The organism is Pantoea sp. Tr-811 (assembly GCF_011752535.1).
Classification (GTDB): domain Bacteria; phylum Pseudomonadota; class Gammaproteobacteria; order Pseudomonadales; family Pseudomonadaceae; genus Aquipseudomonas.
On record NZ_VWXJ01000013.1, the window covers coordinates 1 to 22,053 of the forward strand.

At 63.1% G+C, this 22,053-nt stretch carries 18 protein-coding genes; 10 read left to right on the forward strand and 8 right to left on the reverse strand.

Annotated features, from left to right (window positions below):
- From F3J44_RS19205 to F3J44_RS19230, 6 genes are all read left to right on the forward strand, one after another.
- The coding region (locus F3J44_RS19205; protein ID WP_205300000.1) for a type II toxin-antitoxin system HipA family toxin at positions 1-1,617 on the forward strand (1,617 nt) is incomplete at its 5' end.
- Positions 1,614-2,093 (forward strand): helix-turn-helix domain-containing protein, encoded by a 480-nt coding sequence (locus F3J44_RS19210; RefSeq protein ID WP_167275097.1) that lies wholly within the window; start codon positions 1,614-1,616, stop codon positions 2,091-2,093. The genes F3J44_RS19205 and F3J44_RS19210, both read left to right, overlap by 4 nt.
- A 192-nt stretch (positions 2,094-2,285) precedes the next feature.
- A complete protein-coding gene (locus tag F3J44_RS19215; protein WP_167275100.1) occupies positions 2,286-3,095 on the forward strand; it encodes an AraC family transcriptional regulator in 810 nt (269 codons plus the stop codon).
- 103 nt (positions 3,096-3,198) lie between these two features.
- A complete protein-coding gene (locus tag F3J44_RS19220) occupies positions 3,199-3,831 on the forward strand; it encodes an alanyl-tRNA editing protein (RefSeq protein WP_167275104.1) in 633 nt (210 codons plus the stop codon).
- Positions 3,832-3,856: 25 nt separating this feature from the next.
- Positions 3,857-4,474, forward strand: a complete 618-nt coding sequence (locus tag F3J44_RS19225) for a LysE family transporter (RefSeq protein WP_167275107.1) — start codon at positions 3,857-3,859, stop codon at positions 4,472-4,474.
- A gap of 47 nt (positions 4,475-4,521) precedes the next feature.
- The gene (locus F3J44_RS19230; protein WP_205300001.1) at positions 4,522-4,704 is read left to right on the forward strand and encodes a hypothetical protein; all 183 of its coding nucleotides are present in this window, start codon (positions 4,522-4,524) and stop codon (positions 4,702-4,704) included.
- Between the two features lie 23 nt (positions 4,705-4,727).
- Here F3J44_RS19230 and F3J44_RS19235 read toward each other — a convergent pair whose 3' ends face one another.
- Entirely contained in the window at positions 4,728-6,113 is a 1,386-nt protein-coding gene (locus F3J44_RS19235; RefSeq protein ID WP_167275109.1) for a GntP family permease, read from the reverse strand.
- 432 nt (positions 6,114-6,545) lie between these two features.
- On the opposite strand from F3J44_RS19235, the gene F3J44_RS19240 reads away from it, so the two are divergent.
- Entirely contained in the window at positions 6,546-7,475 is a 930-nt protein-coding gene (locus F3J44_RS19240; protein ID WP_167275112.1) for a malate dehydrogenase, read from the forward strand.
- Between the two features lie 155 nt (positions 7,476-7,630).
- Here F3J44_RS19240 and F3J44_RS19245 read toward each other — a convergent pair whose 3' ends face one another.
- From F3J44_RS19245 to F3J44_RS19255, 3 genes are all read right to left on the reverse strand, one after another.
- Positions 7,631-8,596: an arsenic resistance protein gene (locus F3J44_RS19245; RefSeq protein WP_167275115.1), complete on the reverse strand. Its 966-nt coding sequence runs from the start codon at positions 8,594-8,596 to the stop codon at positions 7,631-7,633.
- A gap of 242 nt (positions 8,597-8,838) precedes the next feature.
- Entirely contained in the window at positions 8,839-10,092 is a 1,254-nt protein-coding gene (gene glyA / locus F3J44_RS19250) for a serine hydroxymethyltransferase (protein ID WP_167059136.1), read from the reverse strand.
- A gap of 213 nt (positions 10,093-10,305) precedes the next feature.
- Positions 10,306-14,136: a GGDEF and EAL domain-containing protein gene (locus F3J44_RS19255; RefSeq protein WP_205300002.1), complete on the reverse strand. Its 3,831-nt coding sequence runs from the start codon at positions 14,134-14,136 to the stop codon at positions 10,306-10,308.
- 343 nt (positions 14,137-14,479) lie between these two features.
- Between F3J44_RS19255 and F3J44_RS19260 the strand changes: the two genes are divergently transcribed.
- The 3 genes from F3J44_RS19260 to gdhA all read left to right on the forward strand — a co-directional run bounded on the left by F3J44_RS19260 (position 14,480) and on the right by gdhA (position 18,402).
- The gene (locus tag F3J44_RS19260; protein ID WP_205300003.1) at positions 14,480-14,815 is read left to right on the forward strand and encodes a hypothetical protein; all 336 of its coding nucleotides are present in this window, start codon (positions 14,480-14,482) and stop codon (positions 14,813-14,815) included.
- A gap of 275 nt (positions 14,816-15,090) precedes the next feature.
- Positions 15,091-16,758 carry an energy-dependent translational throttle protein EttA gene (ettA, locus tag F3J44_RS19265; RefSeq protein WP_167059131.1) on the forward strand — a complete coding sequence of 556 codons (1,668 nt, stop codon included), beginning with the start codon at positions 15,091-15,093 and terminating at the stop codon, positions 16,756-16,758.
- A gap of 303 nt (positions 16,759-17,061) precedes the next feature.
- Positions 17,062-18,402: an NADP-specific glutamate dehydrogenase gene (gene gdhA, locus F3J44_RS19270; protein ID WP_167059128.1), complete on the forward strand. Its 1,341-nt coding sequence runs from the start codon at positions 17,062-17,064 to the stop codon at positions 18,400-18,402.
- Positions 18,403-18,525: 123 nt separating this feature from the next.
- On the opposite strand, the gene F3J44_RS19275 is transcribed toward gdhA, so the two are convergent.
- From F3J44_RS19275 to F3J44_RS19290, 4 genes are all read right to left on the reverse strand, one after another.
- The gene (locus tag F3J44_RS19275) at positions 18,526-19,014 is read right to left on the reverse strand and encodes a GreA/GreB family elongation factor (RefSeq protein WP_167059125.1); all 489 of its coding nucleotides are present in this window, start codon (positions 19,012-19,014) and stop codon (positions 18,526-18,528) included.
- A gap of 68 nt (positions 19,015-19,082) precedes the next feature.
- Complete coding sequence (locus tag F3J44_RS19280; RefSeq protein ID WP_240158431.1) at positions 19,083-19,445, reverse strand: hypothetical protein; 363 nt, start codon at positions 19,443-19,445, stop codon at positions 19,083-19,085.
- 162 nt (positions 19,446-19,607) lie between these two features.
- Positions 19,608-21,461: a DUF4105 domain-containing protein gene (locus F3J44_RS19285; RefSeq protein ID WP_167275120.1), complete on the reverse strand. Its 1,854-nt coding sequence runs from the start codon at positions 21,459-21,461 to the stop codon at positions 19,608-19,610.
- Positions 21,462-21,536: 75 nt separating this feature from the next.
- The gene (locus F3J44_RS19290) at positions 21,537-22,025 is read right to left on the reverse strand and encodes a DUF3015 domain-containing protein (RefSeq protein ID WP_167059120.1); all 489 of its coding nucleotides are present in this window, start codon (positions 22,023-22,025) and stop codon (positions 21,537-21,539) included.
- Positions 22,026-22,053 lie beyond the last annotated feature (28 nt).

The following is a 22,053-nucleotide window of genomic DNA, read 5'->3' on the forward strand; positions in this document are numbered from 1 at the left end:
TGTAGGTGCGGCGCTGAGGGTGCATGGAAAATCCGCTTGATGGGCCAGAAATGGTGTCCACTTAAATTAGGTGGACACCATGGCCTTCGGCGGTTGCGTCAGGAAGATGTGTTGGCCGGACGGATACTGATATCGGCATCGCTGCCGCCAGCCGAGCGCTGGCGGAATTGCTGTGAATGCATAATCGGTAGCATGGTGCCGGTTGTTCTCGTGCCAAAGCCTTTAATCAGCATTTTATTGCTGGTTTCCTCCCTGTGCACTACGATAATCAGCATTAAAGTACCGATTAATGGTGTGGCCATGCCGCTCAGACTCACGATCCAAGCTTTCTCCGATGGTGCATGGAGCGACGCAGCAACGCTCACGGTCGAGAACCCCGAGCGTGTTGATGATGGCGGATGCCTTGTCGCATACGACAACGACTACATCGTCGCGAACTTTCATCGCATGGAAGATCGTTGCGAACTGGCCCTAAGCGTCAACCTTCCGTTGAACTGGGACCACCATCACGTCAAAGGGTATCCAGCATTCCTCTACGACATCATTCCCTCCGGTGCCGCCAAGGACTCTCTTGAGTCCCGCTATGGGCGTCTTAAGCCCGAAGGCGTGGAAATGGGGCTGTACCTTCTGAATCGTTTCACGCCGGCCCCCATTGGGCATCTGCGCATCAAAGAGTCGGTGGAAGCCCTTGAGCCAGATCGGAACGAGGCTTTCGCCCGTGCTGAGGTCGTGGGCAGGACCAACGAGTTTCTTGAGTACGCCTACGAAACCGGCGCGGCCTTGGGCGGCGCTACCGGTGCCAACGGGCAAGCTCCCAAGCTGGTGATGACCGAAGCCCACGACGGTGCTTTGTACGCTGATGCGATGCTTCCCGATGACCAGGCGCGCCGTCACTGGCTGATCAAGTTCGCGCGTAATCGAGGCGGCGAGCGCGACCAAGACATCCTGCGAACAGAGTTTCGTTACTACAAGGCGGTTGCGGCCCTTGGCCTTGATACCGTTCCCACTGATGGGTTGGCGCTTGAAGAGGCAGTGAAGCCAAGCCTCTGGATGCCGCGATTTGATCGCCGAGTAGTGGGCGGCGTGGTGGAGCGGATACCGATGGAATCGGTGTACTCGATCTGCGGCGTTACCGGCTACGGGCATCCGATGGCGCACGCCGAAGTGGTTCACCGGCTGGTAGGTCTATGGGTGGATAACGGCCAGCAGGATGAGGTGGACGACTTGGTGTTCGAGTACGTGCGGCGCGATCTGCTGAATCGCATTCTAGGGAACACCGATAACCACGGGCGCAACACCTCCATCCTTCGTGTGGATGGGAAGTTTCGCTTGGCTCCAATCTACGACCTCGCGCCAATGATCCTGGATGAAGAGGGTGTCACTCGGATAACGAAGTGGGCAGCGGAGCGCAAGGGGTCTTCTAATTGGCGTGACAACTGCGCTGAGCTTGATGGTTACACTGATCCCGATGTTCTGCTGCAACGGTTGATGAATGCGGCTGAGGAATTCAGGGCGTTGCCCGATCTGCTGATCGATGCACCTGAATCGATGCGCAATGCAGCCTCTCTGCCCGTGAATAACCTGGACAAGCGACTCGTAGAGTGGGGACTGCGATGAAAAAACTACTCCCTGAAGAGCGCGCTCAGCTCGTAGAGGATATCGTCAATCGCAACGCGGCGGGGCTTGATCCAATTGGGACATCGATCCGCCGTCTGCGGCTCGAAGTCACCGGGCTTGACCAAGAGACTTTCGCGGCCATGTGCAAGATGTCCACGAAAAGCCTGTACGAGCTGGAGAGCGGGAAGTCGAATCCGAAGCTCAGCACTTTGGAGACCGTACTGCGTCTCTTTGGTGTGCGGATGGGTATGGTGATGGCTGCCAAACATAAGCCCACTGCAACGGTCGTCGGCAACAATGTCGGCCAGTTGAAGGCTGATGGGCCAATCGATGTGCCCGCGCGGCCGATGGCGAATCTTTTGCCGTTGGTCAGCTCTGGACCGAAACGAGGGAAAAGCCCTGCGGCAGCCAAAGCGAAGAAAGCAGTGTCGAGGCCCGCATCGCCCCGGGCGCGGAACAGCAGTCAGGAACAGTGAGATGGGTGTGAACTGAAGTTCGTTGGCAGCTTACATGCTTCCTCGTCATGGCGATGGTACGCGGGACACCTTCGGGTGTGCCGGGCTCCTTTCGTCCCGGTCGGCCAACCCGCATACAAGCGCTGGCGCAGCTACCCACGCCGCCCACCCCCAGGTATGAGATGATCCCCCCAGCGCTGCAGGAGGTGGGTAATGGCAGACCATGTCGAATACAAACGCAACAGCGAAATCCCAGGCCTGGTGCTAAGCGAGGCGCGGTTTTCGAGTTTCAGTTTCGGCCGTCACTACCACCTCGACTACCACGTGGGCCTCATTACCGACGGCGTACAGCGCCAGGCGCTCAATGGCGAAACGGTCTACCTCACACCGGGCACCATCCAGTTGATGCCACCAGGCGAAATCCATGATGGCAACAGCGCGGGCGACGACGCCTACACGCTCAAGACGTTTCGGGTTTCCGCGGAACTGTTGCGCGACGTGACGCAGGAGCTGACCGGGCGGGACCAGTTTTCTGCCCTGGGTGGCGCGGTGTTGCAGGATGTCAGCCTTTCCCTTCAGCTTGCCCGGCTGCACCAATCACTGCGCGATGGGCTCAATACCGACCCGCTTTTCGCAGAATCGCAATGGCTCATGCTACTCGGTCAGCTGTTCGCCCAAGCACGCATGGTGAAGCCAGACTTCGTAAAAGGCTCGCTCTCAGCCATTCAGTGGCAGCGCGTGCGGGATTACTGCAACGAACACCTCGCGGAGAAAATCTCGCTTGAGGAATTGGCCGCCCTCTGTGGCCTTGAGCGCTTTCACTTCCTGAAGCTGTTCAAGCACACCGTGGGCATGACGCCCCATGCGTGGCTGGTGCGTTTGCGCCTGGAGCGCGCCTGTGTGCTGCTGAGCCATACCCAGTGGGAACTGACGCAGATTGCGCAAGAGATGGGCTTCTACGACCAGAGCCACTTCAACCGTGCCTTCAAGCAAGCCTTTGGTGTCGCGCCGTCTCGTTACTGATCGCTATCAGCCCATCAATTTTTTACAAGTGCGCGAAGCCCTCGCCCTTTAGCCTTGAGTCTTGATCGGGCGTTGCCCTGGAAAGAACCAAGGATTTTGAGCGATGACGCAACGGGCGTACTACACCAGCGATGAGTTGACCTTGAGCACGCACGTGGTGCGTTGCACGCCGATGGAGGATGGGCGGTTCCGGGTCGAGCTGGCCGAGACCCTTTTTCATCCACAGGGTGGCGGGCAGCTGGCGGACCAGGGAACCATTGCGGGCATCCGGGTAGAGGACGTGCTGAATGTCGAGGGCGATGTGGCGCATGTCGTCGGGCAAGCCGTGCCTGTGGGCAGCGTCGAGATCGCCATCTCGGCCGAGGTGCGTGCGTTGCATGCTCGCCTTCACTCGGCCGGCCATCTGATTGCGAACGTCGGGCAGAACGTGGGCTGGCTCCCCACCAAAGGCCACCACTGGCCAGGGGAGTGCAGGGTGGTGTTCGAACGCCAGAACGGCAGCGAGCCGCTGACGGCCGAAGGCCTCGAGGCGGCGGTGAACGCGCTGATCGAGCGTGACATGCCACGTCAGCTGATCGACCAGCAGGGTGTCCGGTCCGTGTGTTTTGGCGACTTGCCGATGCACGGTTGCGGCGGCACGCATGTCGCTTCGACGGGCGTGGTCGGGCCGATCAAGGTGCTCAAGCTCAAAGAGAAGAAAGGCCAACTGTCGGTGCATTACGACGTAGCGCGATAAACAACGAAGTACCTGGAGATATCAAGTGGACTACCTTCCCCAACTGTTAACCATTGCCGCCGTCATGCTCCTGGCCTGCGTAAGCCCTGGCCCCGACTTCATCGCCGTCACTTCCAACGCCTTGGTGAGCCGCAAGCGGGGAATGGGTGTTGCATTGGGCACCAGCGCTGGTATCACCCTCTGGGCCGTGCTGGCCATCGTCGGCCTGGGTGTTCTGCTGAACACGGTGGCCTGGCTCTATGACGCGATTCGCGTCGTGGGTGCGGGGTATCTGATTTACATGGGCATCAAGATGCTGCTCGGGGCACGGCGTCCTTATGGCGACCTGGAAATCAGCAGGACGCAGAACACCAGCACGCCAGCCCCTCGTGTCGGGTTGCTGGTATCCGCAACAAATCCCAAGGCCGCGGCGTTTTTCGGCAGCTTCTTCATCACCGTGCTGCCGGCGCAGGCGCCATGGTGGGTGCTCGCTGCTGCGGTAGTCGTCGTCACGGTCGTCTCGTTCGCCTGGTTTTCAACGCTGGCATTGATGTTCTCCACGGATCGTGTGCGGGCGTATTACGCGAAGGTGCGCCGGCCGATCGATGCCTTGATGGGCGCGGCACTGGTGGGGCTTGGTTTGCGGCTGGCGCTGGTTCGATAACATCAGGCCGAGCTGCTAATGTCAGTTACCTCACCGATCTAGCTAGAGTGTTGCAGCAGGTAGGCGTAACCGGGAAATCGGTCGTCCAGCTGGTCGTCATCAACGTGGGTTTGCAGTTGCGTGCATTCACCGAGTACCCACATTCCAACCGGGAAGATCTCTACGACGTCTATGTGCAGGGCGTGGCACAAATACCCCTGTGCTACACCCTGGTCGCAGAAAAGCGCTGAGAGGCAGTGCCGGTTTACCCGGCTCAGCCCACATTAACCACCGCATTCACCATCAACACTACGATCAAGCCAACCACCGCCACGATGGACTGAACCACCGAGATGGTCTTGGTGGCTTCACCCATGGTCATGCCAAAGGACTCCTTCACCATCCAGAAGCCCGCATGGTTGGTGTAGTTGAAGAACAGCGAACCGCAGCCGATGGACAGGGCCAGCAGTGGCAGGTTCAGGCTCGGGTCGGCACCTGCCAGCGGCGCCAGCAGGCCGGCAGCGCCCACGATGCCGACCGTGGCGGAGCCGGTGGACACCGACAGCAGCATCGCGATCAGCCAGCCCAGGATCAACGGCGGGAAGGCCGATTGCTGGGTCAGGTGGACGATGGCGTCGCCGACCTTGGCGCTGGTCAGCATCTCCTGGAAGGCACCGCCCCCGGCGATGATCATGATGATCGAGGCAATCGGCTTGAGGCTCTTGCCCAGCGCATCGCGCAGCTGTTCGGCGTCGCCGCCGCGCGCCAGTACCAGGCTCGCGCCGGCGAACAGCACGCCCAGCAGCATGGCGATCAACGGGTTGCCCAGGAAGCTGGCCATTTCCAGCAGCGCATTGCCCTTGGGCAGCAGCATTTCGGCGACGGCATGCACCAGCATCAGGATCGCCGGCAGCAACGCGGCCAGCATGCCGACCGCGACGCTTGGGCGGCATTGATCGTCGGCTTTCTCGGCCAGCGTGAACTGGTCGAGCAAGGCCTGATCGGGCCGCGTGCTCATGCGCTGCGAAATGAACAGGCCATACAGCGGGCCGCCCAGGACCATCGCCGGGATAGCGGCAAGGAAGCCATACAGCATGGTCGGCCCGACCGAGGTCTTGAGCACGGCGATGGCGGTCAAGGGGCCTGGGTGCGGCGGTACCATGCCGTGCATGGCGGCCAGCGCGGCAATCACCGGTACACCCACATACACATAGGCCGAGCCCTTGAAGCGGGCCTTGCCTTCCAGCTTGCGCGCCACGCTGAAGATCAGCGGCAGCATGATCACCAAGCCGACTTCGAAGAACATCGGGATGCCGATGACGAAGGCAACCAGCATCATAGCCCAGGGGATCATGCGGTCTGACGTGCGCTTGAGGATGACATCCGCGACCTGTTCGGTAACCCCGGCGTCAGCCAGGATCTTGCCGAGCATCGCGCCCAGCGCGATCACCACCCCGACCGCGCCCAGTGTCTTGCCGGCGCCGGTGAGCAGGTGCGAGACGATGCTGCCTGGCTCCATGCGGGTAGCGAAGCCCACGCCGATGGACACCACCAGCAAGGCCAGTAGCGGGTGCATCTTGAGGCGGGACACGATCAGCGCTACCAGCACCAGGACACTGACCAGGGCGGTCAGCAACAGCTGTATATCTAAGGGAGTCATTCAGGGAATCTCGGTTGGCCTGGCGCACTAGCGGCGCTCAGGAATTGCGGGCATGACGGGCGGATCTGCGGGCAGTAGCGAGCCGCTATCTGGCGTGGGCAGATGGCCGACGGGGTGCGCAAACTTCGAATTTCGCGGGAGTGGGACTGGCGCACGGAGGTGTCGCGCCGGGCAAGTGCGTAGGGCGGGGCAGTGTGGTCATGTAACGATTCACCTTGTTATTTGGTCATCTATATGAATCTTTACAAAGTATTTCCGGGACGGTGGGAGGCTGTCACGGGCACGTGGTCGTGTCATGGGGGGCGCTGTGCCATGGTTCGATCACGGCACTGGCTCAATGGCACGGGCTTCGCCCGTGTTCGCGGGTGAAGTCGCTCCTACACTGTATAGGTGGGCTCGCCCCAGGTGGCGCGCGCCGCTGGGAGGTGTCAGGTGAACAAGTTATCCATCGTGGGTGCGGGAATCGTGGGCGAGGCGGCGGCCCAGGTCATTGCCCGGGAAGAATACTGCCGTGAACTGGTGCTGCTCGACGTGCAGGGTGAGCTGGCGCAGGGCAAGGCGCTGGATGTGTGGCAGGCGGCCGTGGAGTCGGGTTCCGATACCCGGGTTCATGGCGGGGCCAAGGCCGAGATGCTGCAAGACTCCGAGCTGGTGGTGATCACCGCGGGCGTGCCTCGCAAGCCCGGCCAGTCGCGCCAGGACGTACTGAGCATCAACCTGCCGATCATCGACGGCATCATGCACGACATCAATCGCTACGCGCCCGCCGCGACGGTGCTGGTAGTGTCGAACCCGGTCGACGTGCTCACCTACCGGGCCTGGTCGCTCAGCGGGCTGGGGCGGGGCCGGGTGTTTGGCCAGGCGGGGGTATTGGATACCGCGCGCATGAAGTGTTTCATCGCCGAGGCAACCGGGTTTTCTGCGCGGGATATCAACGCGCTGGTGCTCGGCGGGCATGGCGACAGCATGGTGCCGCTGATGCGCTACTGCCAGATCGGCTCGGTGCCGCTGTCGCATTTCTTGTCTACTGAGCAGGTCGAGGCCATCGTAGAGCGCACACGCAAAGGTGGCGGTGAGATCCTCGGCTTAAAAAAGGCCGGTAGTGCCTGCGATGCGCCGGGCGTGGCCATCGCGCAGATGGTGGACGCAATCGCCAATGGGCGTAACCGCATTCTGCCGACGGTGGCGATTCTGGAGGGAGAATACGGGCGCACCGATATCGCCATGGGCGTGCCCTGTGTGCTGGCAGGGGAGGGCATTGCCCGGGTGATCGAGTTACCGCTGGATGCACAGGAGCAGGCGATGTTCGATCACTCGGCGGATCAGGTGGCGCGGGACATTGCCGAGATGAAGGCGTTGTGAATATCTGGGAACACCTGTCTTGCTCGGTATCGTAGGAGCGAGCGTTGCTCGCGATTGGGCGCCAGCGGCCCCAGGTTCTCAGCTTCGCAGCCTGAATTGCCGGGGCTGCTTTGCAGCCCATCGCGAGCAATGCTCGCTTCTACAGGGGATCGCGCTCAGGCTTGGCGCGGGCGTATCAGCGTCGGCACTAGCCGGATGTAAACCAGTTCACAGACCAGCTCGACCAGCGTCTGGGTAATCACCGCAGCGGCCGCCAAGCCGCGCAGATCCTCCGGCAACGCCAGCGCCAACGGCAGCACCACCAGCGAGTTTCGCGTGGCGGCGCTGAAGGTTACCGAGCGGGCTTCGGTTGCGGGCAAACGAAGCAGGCGTGCCGAGATAAAGCCAAGCAGCGGTGCCAGCAGCATGAAGCCGAGGTACACCGGAAGCACTGGCAGCAAGCGGTCGAGATCGCGCAGCACCACGGCAATCTGCGAGGCGATCACCACGATCAGCACCAGGGCCATCGCCGGCACTGGCAGCCATGCCCAGGCATCGTTCCAGGTGGCGATTGCACGGGAGCGGCGGGCGCCGGCGCTGGTGAGCACGGCCAACAGCATGGGCAGCACGATCAGCAGCACGAAGGCTTCCACGAAGGGGGCGATGCGCAGGGTTACGCCGCTGCCATCGCCCAGCATCACCGCCAGGTACACCGGTAGCAGCAGCAGTTGCACCAGCAGCAGTACTGGGGTGGCGGCGAGGGTCAGGCGGGAGTCGCCTTTGCCGATGTGGGTGAACACCACCACGTAGTCGATGCAGGGCGTGAGCAGTACCAGCAGTGCGCCGATCAGGATCGCGGGGTGGGCGACCAGGCCGCGGGTGAGTGCCCACACCAGTAGCGGCACGAGGATGAAGTTGGCCAGCAGCAGGGCAGCCATGAAGCGGCGGTTGCCCAGGCCCTGGCGCAGGTCGAGGAAGGGGATCTGCAGGAACATGGCGTACATCAGCACGGCGATGGCGGGGGTGACCAGGGATTGCAGGTGGCGTGCGGTGTCGGTGGCCAGCAGGCCGAAGGCAATGGCTGCCAGTACCACGGCGAAGTAGATCGGGATTTGCCGGGTTTCGAGTTGTTCTCTGGTCAAGGTGGGGCCTGTGCTTGCTCGTCTGGAAGGGGCACAGGGTAATACGTGACGGTGGGTGGTTGCAGGATTTGTGCAGGCGGGCACCGAACCTGTAGGAGCGGGCTTGCCCCGCGAAGCAGGCGCCTCGGTGGATGGCACGGGCTTCGCCCGTGTTCGCGGGGCAAGCCCGCTCCTACAATTAGAATTGTGATACGAAAAAGCCCGGCACAAGGCCGGGCTTTTTCACATCAGGCGTTTGCCAATCAGTTGCCGTAAACCGGCAGTTTCTTGCAGATGGCCTTGACCTTCTCACGCACGGCGTCGATCACCGCTTCGTTGTTCAGGTCGGCCAGGATGTCGCAGATCCAGCCAGCCAGCTCGCGGCACTCGGTTTCCTTGAAGCCACGGGTGGTAACGGCTGGGGTGCCGAAACGCAGGCCCGAGGTCACGAACGGGGAACGTGGGTCGTTCGGTACCGAGTTCTTGTTGACGGTGATGAAGGCTTTGCCCAGGGCAGCGTCAGCATCTTTACCGGAGATTTCCTGCTTGATCAGCGACAGCAGGAACAGGTGGTTCTGAGTACCACCGGACACCACGTCGAAACCACGCTCGATGAACACTTCGGCCATGGCCTGGGCGTTCTTCACCACTTGCTGCTGGTAAGCCTTGAACTCAGGCTGCAGCGCTTCCTTGAAGCAGATGGCCTTGGCCGCGATCACGTGCTCCAGCGGGCCGCCCTGGGCGCCTGGGAACACGGCGGAGTTCAGCTTCTTCTCGATGTCGGCGTTGGCACGGGCCAGGATCAGGCCGCCACGTGGACCGCGCAGGGTCTTGTGGGTGGTGGTGGTCACCACGTCGGCGAATGGCACTGGGTTCGGGTACACGCCAGCGGCAACCAGGCCGGCAACGTGGGCCATGTCGACGAACAGGTAGGCACCGACCTTGTCGGCGATGGCGCGGAAGCGGGCGAAGTCCAGTACCTGCGAGTAGGCCGAGAAACCGGCGACGATCATCTTCGGCTTGTGCTCGTCAGCCAGGCGCTCGACTTCGTCGTAGTCGATCAGGCCGTTGCCGTCGATGCCGTACTGAACGGCGTTGTACAGCTTGCCCGAGGAGCTAACCGAAGCACCGTGGGTCAGGTGGCCACCGTGGGCCAGGCTCATGCCCAGGATGGTGTCACCGGCCGACAGCAGGGCCAGGTAGACAGCGGCGTTGGCTTGCGAGCCTGCGTGGGGCTGAACGTTGGCGTAGTCGGCGCCGAACAGTTCCTTGGCACGGTCGATGGCCAGCTGCTCAACCACGTCGACGTACTCGCAACCACCGTAGTAGCGCTTGCCTGGGTAGCCTTCGGCGTACTTGTTGGTCAGGACCGAGCCCTGAGCTTCCATGACTGCCGGGCTGGTGTAGTTTTCCGAAGCGATCAGCTCGATATGCTCTTCCTGGCGCAGGGCTTCTTGCTGCATGGCTTCGAAGAGCTCGGCGTCGTACTTGGCAATGGTCAAATCACGGCTGAACATGGCGGTCCTCAAGGATCGGGGTAATTTGGGGGGGCATTCTAACCGATTGATCCGCGCCTGGCATATGAAGTGGCATCAAGTCACGGACCAATGGGCCTCATGTTGCATCCCGCGCCGTATATGGGCTGGCTGGGGATTGGAGTTGACTCTGGGGTCCGCTTTTTCGGCACGATTTTCCGCCGTGACGCACCCCCTGTGGGAGCGGGCGAAGGCTTACTGGAACATGAACAGCGTTTCGTTGGCGAACTGCGCTTCGAACTGGTTGGCGGGCATTGGCCGGCCGAACAGGTAGCCCTGCACCTCGTCGCAGCCATGTTCGCGCAGGAACTCCAGCTGCTCGTGGGTTTCCACGCCCTCGGCGATCACCGCCAGGTTGAGGCTGTGGGCCATGGCGATGATCGCCCGGGCAATCTGCGCGTCCTGCTCGCCCTCGGGCAGGCCATCGACGAAGGTGCGGTCGATCTTCAGCACGTCGATGGGGAACTGCTTGAGGTAGTTCAGCGACGAGTAACCCGTGCCGAAGTCGTCGACCGCAATGCTCAGGCCCAGGTTCTTCAGGCTGGCGAGAATCTGCAGCGCCTCGTTCACCTCGCGCATCAGGATGCTTTCGGTCAGCTCCAGTTCCAGGCACGCCGGGGGTAGGCCGGTTTCTTCCAGGATGGTGGCGATGCGCGTGCCCAGCTGGCCGTCGGAGAACTGCCGGGCGGAAATGTTCACCGACACTTTCGGCACCCGCACCTTGGCCTTGTGCCAGGCCTTGAGCTGCAGGCTGGCCTCGCGCAGCACCCAGTCGCCAACGTCCACCACCAGGCCAAGTTCTTCGATCACCGGGATGAAGTCGCCCGGCGGCACCAGGCCACGGGTTGGGTGGCGCCAGCGCAGCAGCGCCTCGGCGCCGGTCAGGCGCTTGCCGTCGCCGCTGAACTGCGGCTGGTAGTAGAGGATGAACTCGTTCTGCTCCAGGGCGTGGCGCAGGTCGCTTTCCAGCTCCAGGCGTTCCAGGGCGCTGGCGTTCATTTCGGCCTGGTAGAACTGGAAGTTGTTCTTGCCGCGCTCCTTGGCGTGGTACATGGCGGTGTCGGCGTTCTTCATCAGCTGGCTCAGCTCGCCGCCGTCCTGCGGGCTGAGGGCGATGCCGATGCTGGCGGTGACGAAGAACTCACGGCCTTCGAGCACGAACGGCCGCACCAGGCTGGCGAGGATGCTTTCGGCCACGTGGATGGCGCGGTTCAGGGCCATCTCGCGGGTAGCGCGCGGTTGCAGCAGCAAGGTGAATTCGTCGCCGCCCATGCGCGCCACGGTGTCGTCATCGTCCACGCAGGCCAGCAGGCGCAGGGCCATGTCCTTGAGCATGCGGTCGCCGGCGGCATGGCCGAGGGAGTCGTTGATCGGCTTGAAGCGGTCCAGGTCGAGGAACATCAGCACCACCCAGGCCTTTTGCCGCTCGGCCTGTTGCAGCGCGGTGTGCAGGCGGTCCTGGAACAGCGTGCGGTTGGGCAGGTGGGTGAGGGCGTCGTAGTACGCCAGGCGGTGGATGCGCTGCTCGCTGGCCTTGCGCTCGCTGATGTCGGTGAAGAAGCACACGTAGCTGGCCAGGTCGCCTTCGTCGTCCAGCACCGCAGTAATGCCCACCCAGGCGGGGTAGCGTTCGCCGTCGCGGCGCTTGAGCCACACTTCGCCTTCCCAGCTGCCGCGCTGGTGCAGTTGCTTGAGCACGTAGCGCAGGTGGCTTTCCTGCTGCTCGTCGACCACCAGCATGGCGGGCAGCTGGTCGAGCACATCGCTCACCGCATGGCCGCTGACCCGGCTGAACGCCTCGTTGGCCTGCACGATGTAGCCGGCCGGGTCGGTGATGAGGATGGCCGAGGTGGAATGCTCGAATACCGTTGCCGCCATGCGCAGGTCTTTTTCCGCGCGGCGCTGCTGGCTGATGTCGCGGCCCACGCCCAGCACGCCTTCGAAACGCTCGAACTCGTCCCACACCAGCACCAGGCGCAGCTCGATGGGAATTTTGCGGCCATCGGCGCGCAGGCAGTCGAACAGGAACAGCTGGGTTGGCAGTTGCTCGCGCAATTGCGCCAGTTGCGCGCTGTCGCCCATGGCCTTGCTGACCCGCTCCATCAGGCTGTAGATGCCGGTGAGCTGGGCGGGGTTGGCGATGATCGACTGCCAGCCGTTGTCGAAGATCCAGTCGGCCTGGTAACCCAGCACGGCCTGCACCGAGGGGCTGACGTAGTTCAGCTGCAGGCGGCTGTCGGTGGAGAAGATCACGTCACTGATGCTTTCGGCGAGCATGCGGTAGCGCTGTTCGCTGTCACGCAGCGACTGGCTGGCCTCGATCTGCACCGTGACATCCTTGCCCACGCCGATGATGCGCGTCACCAGGCCGCTGGCGTCGCGGGTCAGCACCTGCTCGCGGATGTCGTAGCAGCGCCAGCTGCCGTCGCGGTGGCGAAAACGCAGCTGGGTGTGCAGCGCCTGGCTGTGGCCGGTGTCGCGCTGCCCCTGGCGCATCGCCTGGTACTGGGCGGCATCCTCGGGGTGCAGCAGCAGCTCCCAGAAACGGTCGCCCATCTGCGCAAGCTCGGTGCGGTCGTAGCCCAGGGTTTGCCCGAGGTGGCGGTTGCTGAAGATCATCCGCTGGCTGAGCACATCCTGCACGTACAGCTGGTCGGGCACGGTACGCACCACGTCCGACCAGAAGCTTTCGCGCTCCAGCAACGACAGCTCCACCTGCTTGCGGCTGGTGATGTCGCTGATGCTGAGAATCACCGCCTGGTAGTCACGGCGCTGTTGCGGCAGGCGCGCCATCAGCCACAGGTGCAGCTCGCCGCCCAACGGCGCCGGCAGGCGTACCTCCAGTTCCAGCGATGGGCGCTGTTCGATCAGCGCGTCGATCAGTTGCATGCCGATGCTGTCGCGGCCATCGCCGCTGCCTTCGATCAACCGCTGCCAGGCGCCTTCGTTGCAGTCGACGTTGAGCAACTGGCGCGCCACCTGGTTGATCTCGGTGATCTTCAACTCAAGCAGCAGGGTGCGGCGCAGGTTGGGGTCCAAGGCCAGGCTCTGCCTGAGCGCGGCAGGGTTGCGCAGGTGGTAGCGGTCGAGCTCGCCGGGCAGGCTCGACAGGTTGAGCACGCACAGGGCCACGCCTGTGCCCTCGAAAATTTCCTGGTAGCGTCGGCGGTCTTCCTGCAGGGCGCGCTGGCGCCGGCGCATGTTGATCAGCGCCAGTACCGGGAGCAGGGCGCAGAACAGCGCCAGCAGGCATTTGCCGAGCAACGCTGGCAGCAGCTTCTGCTGCGCCAGGCCCGCGTCGAACAGGCCGCGCAGTTGCCAGGTGCTGCTGTCGATGTAGGCCAGCATCACGCTTTGCAGGGGCTCCTTGCTGGTTTCTACCGGGGCGTGGCGCTCCAGCACCTCGCCGCTGCGGCTGTTTTCCAGCAGCCACAGCGGGTGGCTGGGGCCGTCCAGGTGTGCGGTGAGTGCCTGGTAGTAGTCAGGTGACAGGCGCAGCAGCCAATAACCACGGTCTTGCTCGGCGGCCTGGCGCAACAGCAGGTAGATGGTGCGGTTGTCTGCCGAGTTGGCGAAGAAGTAGCCGCGGCCCTGGTTCAGCCCGACCAGTTCGTCAATCAACTGACGGTCGGGGGTGCCGGCCAGGCTGTCGCTGCGCACCTGCCCGGCGTCATCCAGCCAGGCCAGGTCGCGCAGCGTTGGCAGGCGTTCGCGCAGGGTCGCCAGCAAGCTGGGCAGGGCGGCAGGCGACGGTGCTTTGACGTAGGGCTGAACCACATTCAGCGCCTGCTGGGCCTTGAGCGCCATGTTCAGGCCCAGGTGGTCGGCCAGCTCGGCGCTGGCATCCAGGGTTTGCTGGCGCTGGTCGGCCTGGGTATGGCGGAACTGGGCAAACAGTTGCCACAGCAGCAAACCCAGCAGAATCAAGGCCAGCAGGGCCAGCGCACCCTTCACCGAGCTGCGCATCGAAGCAACCGGGGCTGGCGTGTCGGGGCCAAGCGATGACGGATGATTGAGATTGGTCAAGCGTTGGTCCTGCATTTGGGGGCGGTGGCAGGGCGTGAGCATGCACGGTATATGCCGGGATGCGAAGGCCTGGACCGCGGTGGCGCACTATATAGCCGGACACCCGAACGGGCTAGCATGCCTGCAGTTATGGCAAAGCGCCAGTATGATTGTACATGGACTGTTCATGGCCGGTGGTCGTGGTGCGGGCGGGCCGTTCGGCAAGACCCTGCAGGTTGTGCGAGAATGCCGCCCGCTTCACATGACAACGCATCGGAGATGTTCGGTTTTGGTTACTCACTTTTCCACCAATGGCCTCGATTCCGCCTGTGGGCGCAGCAGTCAGACCCTTGTCAGCACTGCCGTGACCGCGGACGTATCCTGCAAATCCTGCCAGCGTTCGCTGGACAAGCCCGACGCCGCTGCGGCCTCGAAGAACAAGACGCCATCGCTGGCCGAACTGCGCAAGACCGCCAAGGCGGCAGCGGCACCGGCTGATGTAGCCCCCGTGGCTGTTGCCGCCAAGCCCGCTGGCAAGGTCGTCAGCACGCCGGCTGCGGCCAAGCCTGCCCCAGCGGCCGCGCAACCGGCCCGTAGCGGTGGTTTCAGCGTCAAGGCCGCTTATGCGGCGCGCCTGGCCGAGCAGAACGGCCGTAGCCGCTTGCCGCGCGGCAAGGCGAGCAAACAGCGTCACGTCTGAGCCTGCTTCATTCGCCTTGCTGGCCTCTTCGCGGGGCAAGCCCGCTCCTACAATGTGATAGAAAACCTTTGTAGGAGCGGGCTTGCCCCGCGAAGAGGCCGGCACAGGCAACAAAAGCCTCACGATCCCACCCCCATCATCCGACCACCCTGTGCAACGCCGCGCGTTGGCGTAGAATGGTCGACTTTGTTCACTACACCCCGTAAACACATCCCCCAGGCCCATCGCCTGGGCGATCGTCGATGTCTTTACCTATCTGATTAGAGGGCTTGGTTTTGGCTCAATACGTCTACACCATGCATCGGCTGAGCAAGGTCGTGCCGCCGAAGCGGGAAATTCTCAAGAATATCTCCCTGTCGTTCTTCCCTGGCGCCAAGATCGGCGTGCTCGGCCTGAACGGCGCCGGTAAATCGACCCTGCTGCGGATCATGGCGGGCGTCGACAAGGAATTCGACGGCGAAGCCCGTCCGATGCCCGACATCAACGTTGGTTACCTGCCACAGGAACCGCAACTGGACCCGAACAAGTCCGTGCGTGAAGTGGTCGAGGAAGCGGTCAGCGTGATCAAGGACGCCCAGGCCCGCCTGGACGAGGTTTATGCCGCCTACGCCGAACCCGACGCCGACTTCGACAAGCTGGCCGCCGAGCAGGCCAAGCTCGAAGCCATCCTGCAGGCCGCCGATGGCCACAACCTGGAACGTCAGCTGGACGTCGCCGCCGACGCCCTGCGCCTGCCGGCCTGGGATGCGCGCATCGAGCACCTGTCCGGTGGTGAAAAACGTCGCGTGGCCCTGTGCCGCCTGCTGCTGTCGGCCCCCGACATGCTGCTGCTGGACGAACCGACCAACCACCTGGACGCCGACTCGGTGGCCTGGCTTGAGCGCTTCCTGCACGACTTCCCGGGCACCGTGGTGGCCATTACCCACGACCGTTACTTCCTCGACAACGTCGCCGGCTGGATCCTGGAACTGGACCGTGGCGCCGGTATCCCGTACGAAGGCAACTACTCGGGCTGGCTGGAAGCCAAGTCCGAGCGCCTGGCGCAGGAATCCAAGCAGCAGAGCGCCCACGAGAAGGCCATGAAAGAGGAACTGGAGTGGGTGCGCAAAGGCGCCAAGGCCCGCCAGTCCAAATCCAAGGCCCGTCTGCAGCGCTTCGAGGAAATGCAGTCGCAGGAATTCCAGAAGCGCAGCGAAACCAACGAGATCTACATCCCGGCTGGCCCACGCCTGGGCGACAAGGTCATCGAGTTCAAGAACGTCACCAAGGGCTACGGCGACCGCGTGCTGATCGACAACCTGTCGTTCGCCATGCCTAAAGGCGCCATCGTTGGCGTTATCGGTGGTAACGGTGCCGGTAAGTCGACCCTGTTCCGCATGCTGATGGGCAAGGAGCAGCCGGATTCGGGCAGCATCGAAATCGGCGAAACCGTGCAACTGGCTTGCGTGGACCAGAGCCGCGAAGACCTGGACGGCGCCAAGACCGTGTTCCAGCAGATTTCCGACGGTTCCGACCAGATCCGCATCGGCAGCTACGAGATCCCGTCGCGTACCTACGTGGGCCGTTTCAACTTCAAAGGTGGCGACCAGCAGAAGTTCGTCAAGGACCTGTCCGGTGGTGAGCGTGGCCGCCTGCACCTGGCCCTGACCCTGAAGGAGGGCGGCAACGTCCTGCTGCTCGACGAACCGTCCAACGACCTGGACGTGGAAACCCTGCGTTCCCTGGAAGAAGCCCTGCTGGACTTCCCGGGCGCCGCCATTGTGATTTCCCACGACCGTTGGTTCCTGGACCGTGTGGCTACCCACATCCTGGCGTACGAAGACGACTCGAACGTGGTGTTCTTCGAGGGCAACTACACCGAGTACGAAGCGGACCGCAAGAAGCGCCTGGGCGATGCTGCTGCCCAGCCGCACCGTGTACGGCACAAGAAGCTGGCGCAGTAAGCCAGTGAATTGATGCACAAGGATGGGGCCCTGGGTGGCCCCATTTTTGTGCCTGGCTGGAAACGGTGGTTGCTGCTTCGCGGGGCAAGCCCGCTCCTACAGGACAACCCTGATTCTGCGCCCCCTGTAGGAGCGGGCTTGCCCCGCGAAACAGGCGCCACCGAGGCTGACTTTGTATACATTTATATAAAACGCACCAAATATTTTCATAAAAACGACATTTTGCCCTGTTCCAGTGCGATTGCTTCTTGGTACATTCCAGAAAAAACCAATAAGTCCAATCCTCTTGGTGAGATGTCTACCATGATCGAATCTGTCGACAATTTCCTTGCACGTCTGCAACAACGCGACCCGGGTCAACCGGAATTCCACCAGGCCGTGGAAGAGGTGCTGCGCACCCTCTGGCCTTTCCTCGAAGCCAACCCTCACTACCTGCAGTCGGGCATCCTCGAACGCATGGTCGAGCCCGAGCGCGCCGTGCTGTTCCGCGTGTCGTGGGTGGATGACCAGGGCAAGGTGCAGGTCAACCGCGGCTACCGCATCCAGATGAGCAGCGCCATCGGCCCATACAAGGGCGGCCTGCGCTTCCACCCGTCGGTGAACCTGAGCGTGCTCAAGTTCCTGGCCTTCGAGCAGGTGTTCAAGAACTCCCTCACCTCGCTGCCCATGGGCGGCGGCAAGGGCGGCTCGGACTTCGACCCGAAAGGCAAGAGCGATGCCGAAGTGATGCGCTTCTGCCAAGCCTTCATGAGCGAGCTGTACCGCCACATCGGTGCCGACTGCGACGTGCCAGCCGGTGACATCGGCGTAGGTGCCCGCGAAATCGGCTTCATGTTCGGCCAGTACAAGCGCCTGGCCAACCAGTTCACCTCGGTGCTGACCGGCAAGGGCATGACCTACGGCGGCAGCCTGATCCGCCCTGAAGCCACCGGCTACGGCTGCGTGTACTTCGCCGAGGAAATGCTCAAGCGCCAGGACAAGCGCATCGATGGCCGCCGCGTGGCCATTTCCGGTTCCGGCAACGTTGCCCAGTACGCTGCGCGCAAGGTCATGGACCTGGGCGGCAAGGTGATCTCGCTGTCGGATTCCGAAGGCACCCTGTTCGCCGAAGCCGGGCTGACCGACGCCCAGTGGGATGCGCTGATGGAGCTGAAAAACGTCAAGCGTGGCCGCATCAGCGAGCTGGCCGAGCAGTTCGGCCTGGAGTACCGCAAGGGCCAGACGCCGTGGAGCCTGCCGTGCGACATCGCCCTGCCGTGCGCCACCCAGAACGAGCTGGACCTGGAAGACGCCCGCACCCTGCTGCGCAACGGCTGCATCTGCGTGGCCGAAGGCGCCAACATGCCGACCACCCTGGCGGCGGTGGACCTGTTCATCGAGGCAGGCATCCTCTACGCACCGGGCAAGGCGTCGAACGCCGGCGGCGTGGCCGTGTCGGGCCTGGAGATGTCGCAGAACGCCATGCGCCTGCTGTGGACTGCCGGTGAAGTGGACAGCAAGCTGCACAACATCATGCAGTCGATTCACCATGCGTGCGTGCATTACGGCGAAGAGGCCGATGGCACGGTCAACTACGTGAAGGGTGCGAACATTGCCGGCTTTGTGAAGGTTGCCGATGCCATGTTGGCCCAGGGTGTGGTCTGATCTGAGATCGCCGGGGCCGCGTTGCGGCCCATTCGCGGGGCAAGCCCGCTCCTACAAGCCTCGCGAAACCCTTGTAGGAGCGGGCTTGCCCCGCGAATGGGCTGCAAAGCAGCCCCTTACACCTCACCCAATCTCGACAACCTCAATCACCTGATCCCCCACCGGCCTGCGCCACACCACCTCATCCCCAGGCCCCGCCCCGAGCAACGCCCGCCCAAGCGGCGACCCCCAGTTGATCATCCCACGCCCGGCATCGGCCTCATCCTCGCCCACCAGCTGCACCACCTGTTCCTGGTCGTGCTCATCGACGAAGCGCACCCGGCTGCCGATCTGCACCTTGCCCTGGGACGTTGCCGCCGGCACCACCTGGGCGCTTTGCACCCGGGCGCTGAAGTAGCGCAGGTCGCGCTCGGTATCGGCCAGGCGCTGCTTGTCGGCGCGGTCACCCTGGGCCTGCAGCTCGCTGCGCACGGCATTGAGCTGCGCCACCCGCTGCTGCAGCTGGTGCAGGCCATTGGCAGTGACGTAGTTGGGCTGGTCGCTGATGCGGCGCTCCACCGGCTGGTCTGCCTGGGCGGCGGCCTGGTCTTCGTTGACGAATGCTCGGCTCATGGTTGGCCTCCTGGGTGCAGAAGACCATGGTGGCAGGTTGGCGGTTTCAATGAATGTCCGTTTGCGACCTAATTGCGGCGGTAGGCACGTGCTGCGTCGCGGTCCTTTTCCTGCTGCCACTGGCGGTCGCGCTCGTCCCAGAACCGTTCGCGGTACTGGCGCTCGTCCTCGCTGTTCTGCATGGCCTGGCACTGGCGAAAGCCATCGTCCCAGCCGCTTTCGTAGGGGCGCTCGTGCAGGTAGCGCGGCACGTCCTTGCGAAAATCGCCCGCCATCAGCCCAGCGGCCTGGCGGCCACTGCTGCAACCGTCCTGGAAGCCATCGGCGTAGGCGGGGGGATAACCGTGGTTGACCATCTGCTCGTGGGTGGTTTCGCAACCCGCCAGCAACAAGGCAATGAACAAGCCCAACCCGTACCGCGACATGACCACCTGAACCCCTGGAGAGATACCGCAAAGTCTAGGTGGCAATTTGTCAGGCCGATGTCAAAACAGTGTCAAAGAGTCGGTTGGGTCACAGTGTGGTCATCGAGCGCGGGCCAAGCCCGCACCTGTAGGAGCGGGCTTGCCCCGCGAATGGCCGCGACCCTCGACTCAATAGTGATACCACTTCACCTCCAGCATCACCTCGTTCTGCGCCGTGGCCAGGTGGCTGTATTCACGCGATGCACTCAACCTCAGCCCCAGGTTCTGGCTGATTTCCCACTGCTGGTTCAGGCTCAGGCTGCGCCGCACTTCGCCATTGGTGAAGTAGTCGCCCTTGGCTTCCAGCGTCAGGTTGCCCAGCCCGTTGCGCCACAGCAGCCCGCCGTTGAACCCCGCCGCTGGGGCGATGAACCCGGCAAAATCATTGTGGTGCTCGACCCGCACCGTGCCCAGGGCAAAGCCCAGCACGTTGTCGGCCAGTTGCCAGGTGCCGCCAGCGCCGCCATTCACATGGCTCACCAGCACCTCGTCATCATGCTTGCCCGGCACCCGCTCAAGGCCACCGGCTACTTGCCAGGACCAAGGCTTGAGCAGCGCGTTGCGCGGCGTCAGCGAGCGGATGGTAGCCAGGTCCAGGCGCTGTACTTGCCAGTCGTTGCCTTCGTACTGGCGCAGCTTGAGCTGCAGGATTTCGATTTGCGCCCCCAGCGGGAAGCCATAGGCGTTGTCGTTGAGGTCGTGGTAGGCCATGCGCAGGCCGTACTCAGCGTAGGCACGGTCTTCGCGGGTGCCCACGCCCAGCTGCCAGGTGCGCGAATCGTGGCCGTCCTCGGGCAGGCCGGGGCGCTCGATCTGCAAGGGCGGTGGCGGGTTGCTGTTGATCGCCCGCAACAACTCGAAGCTGCGCTTGGCCTGCCCGGGGTCGCGTTCCTGGCCGTTGGCCCGGTAACGCTCCAGGCGATAGGCCGCATCCTGCACCAAGGCCTGGCGCTCGCGGGGCAGGGCCTGGAATTCGGGGCTTTGCAAGTTCGTGGTGTCGGCACTGACGGCCAGCACCTGGCGCTTTTCTTCAGGCTCCAGTGGCTCGGCCCGGGCCAGCAGTTCGCGCTCACGGGAGGGGCGGTAGGTTTCGCTGGCCACCAGGCCAGACTGCTTCACCGCCTTGACCGTGTCGGTGGGAATGGCGGTGAGCGGGAACTGCGAGGTCAGGTCCAGGCTTGGCCGGGCGACCTGCAGCAGTTCCAGCAGGCGATACGAGCAGTTCTCGTCGAAGAAGAAGTAATCGAACTGGATCTGCTTGAGCTCCCACACGTGCTCGACCATGCGCCCGGTTTCTTCCGGCGTCAGGTCCAGTTGGTATTCCCACAGGTCGCGGTTTTCCAGGCTGCGGTATTCGGAGAGTTTTTCCTGGTAGGGCATCAGCGCGAACAGGCCCGGGTAGCCGCCCATCAGGCCCTTCCAGGCATACAGGATGCTGTTGTCGCTGCCCTCGATGTAGGCGCCGAAGTTGATGGCGTAGCTCAGCAGGGTGGTGTCGTCGCTGCGGGTGTTGGACTGGTCGATGCGCAGCAGCGTGTGGCCGAACATCGACGACGGGCTGTTCAGGTAGGCGGCCGGGAAAATCAACGCGGCGCTGTGCGGGTCGACCGATTCATACCAGGCCTTGAATGCCTGGCAGTTGGGTTGGGGCAGGTTCTGCAGGCCAAGTTGCTCGCGCAGCCAGCGGGTGCGCGCAGGGAAAACGCACTGGGCGTGCTGGTCGCCAAGGCTGGCCGGGGCGTACAGCGCCTGTACCGTGGCCCGCAGTTCCTGGTCGGGGTGGTGCGCGCCGTCTTCGGCGAGGAAGAACTTGCGGTCGTCCACATAGCTGCGCCAGCCGCCAAGCTTGGCGCTTTCGTAATGCCCCAGGGCGTGCCAGTAGGGCGTGTTGGCCAGTTGGCGCACCTGGCCATCATCGAGCAAGGGCGTGGCGTGAACCGGGGCGCAGGCCAGCAGCGCCAGGGAAGCGAGGCGTTTGAGCATATCGGGCAACTACTTCTGAACGATGCCGAAAAAAGGTGAAGCCCGCCCCAGTGGCCGGGGCGGGAAGCACTGCACTCAGGCCTCGGTGGCGTACTTGGCCAGGCGTGGGTCGTTCTTCAGAACGGCCAGGGTGTTGCTGTGGACCGTTTCGGCAGTCACGTCGGCACTGCTGAAGATCTGGTTGAAGTGCTGGTGGGTAACCGAGTTGAAGTAGGCGCGGTCCTGTGGGGCAACACCGAGCACCACGGCATAGGTGGTCAGGGCTTCGCCTTGGCCCATGGCCATGTCTTCGGACAGCTCGTTCATCATGCCATTCATGGCGAACCACGACTTGCCACCGTAGGTCAGCGAAGCCTTGGTGGAGCAGCCGTTGGTGCCGGAGGTCATGCCGAAGGTGGCGTTGCCGGAGGTGCCGTTGGTGGTGGAGGCCAGGAAGTGGGCCGGCGTGCCGCGCTGGCCTTCGAACAGCATGTTGCCCCAGCCGCAGTTCGGGCCGCCTGGCGCCTCGGCCAGGGCATTGAGGGAGACCACGGTGAACAGAGTACCCAGAAGAATCCGTTTCATAGCGTTTTTCTCTATTTGTCTTAACCAA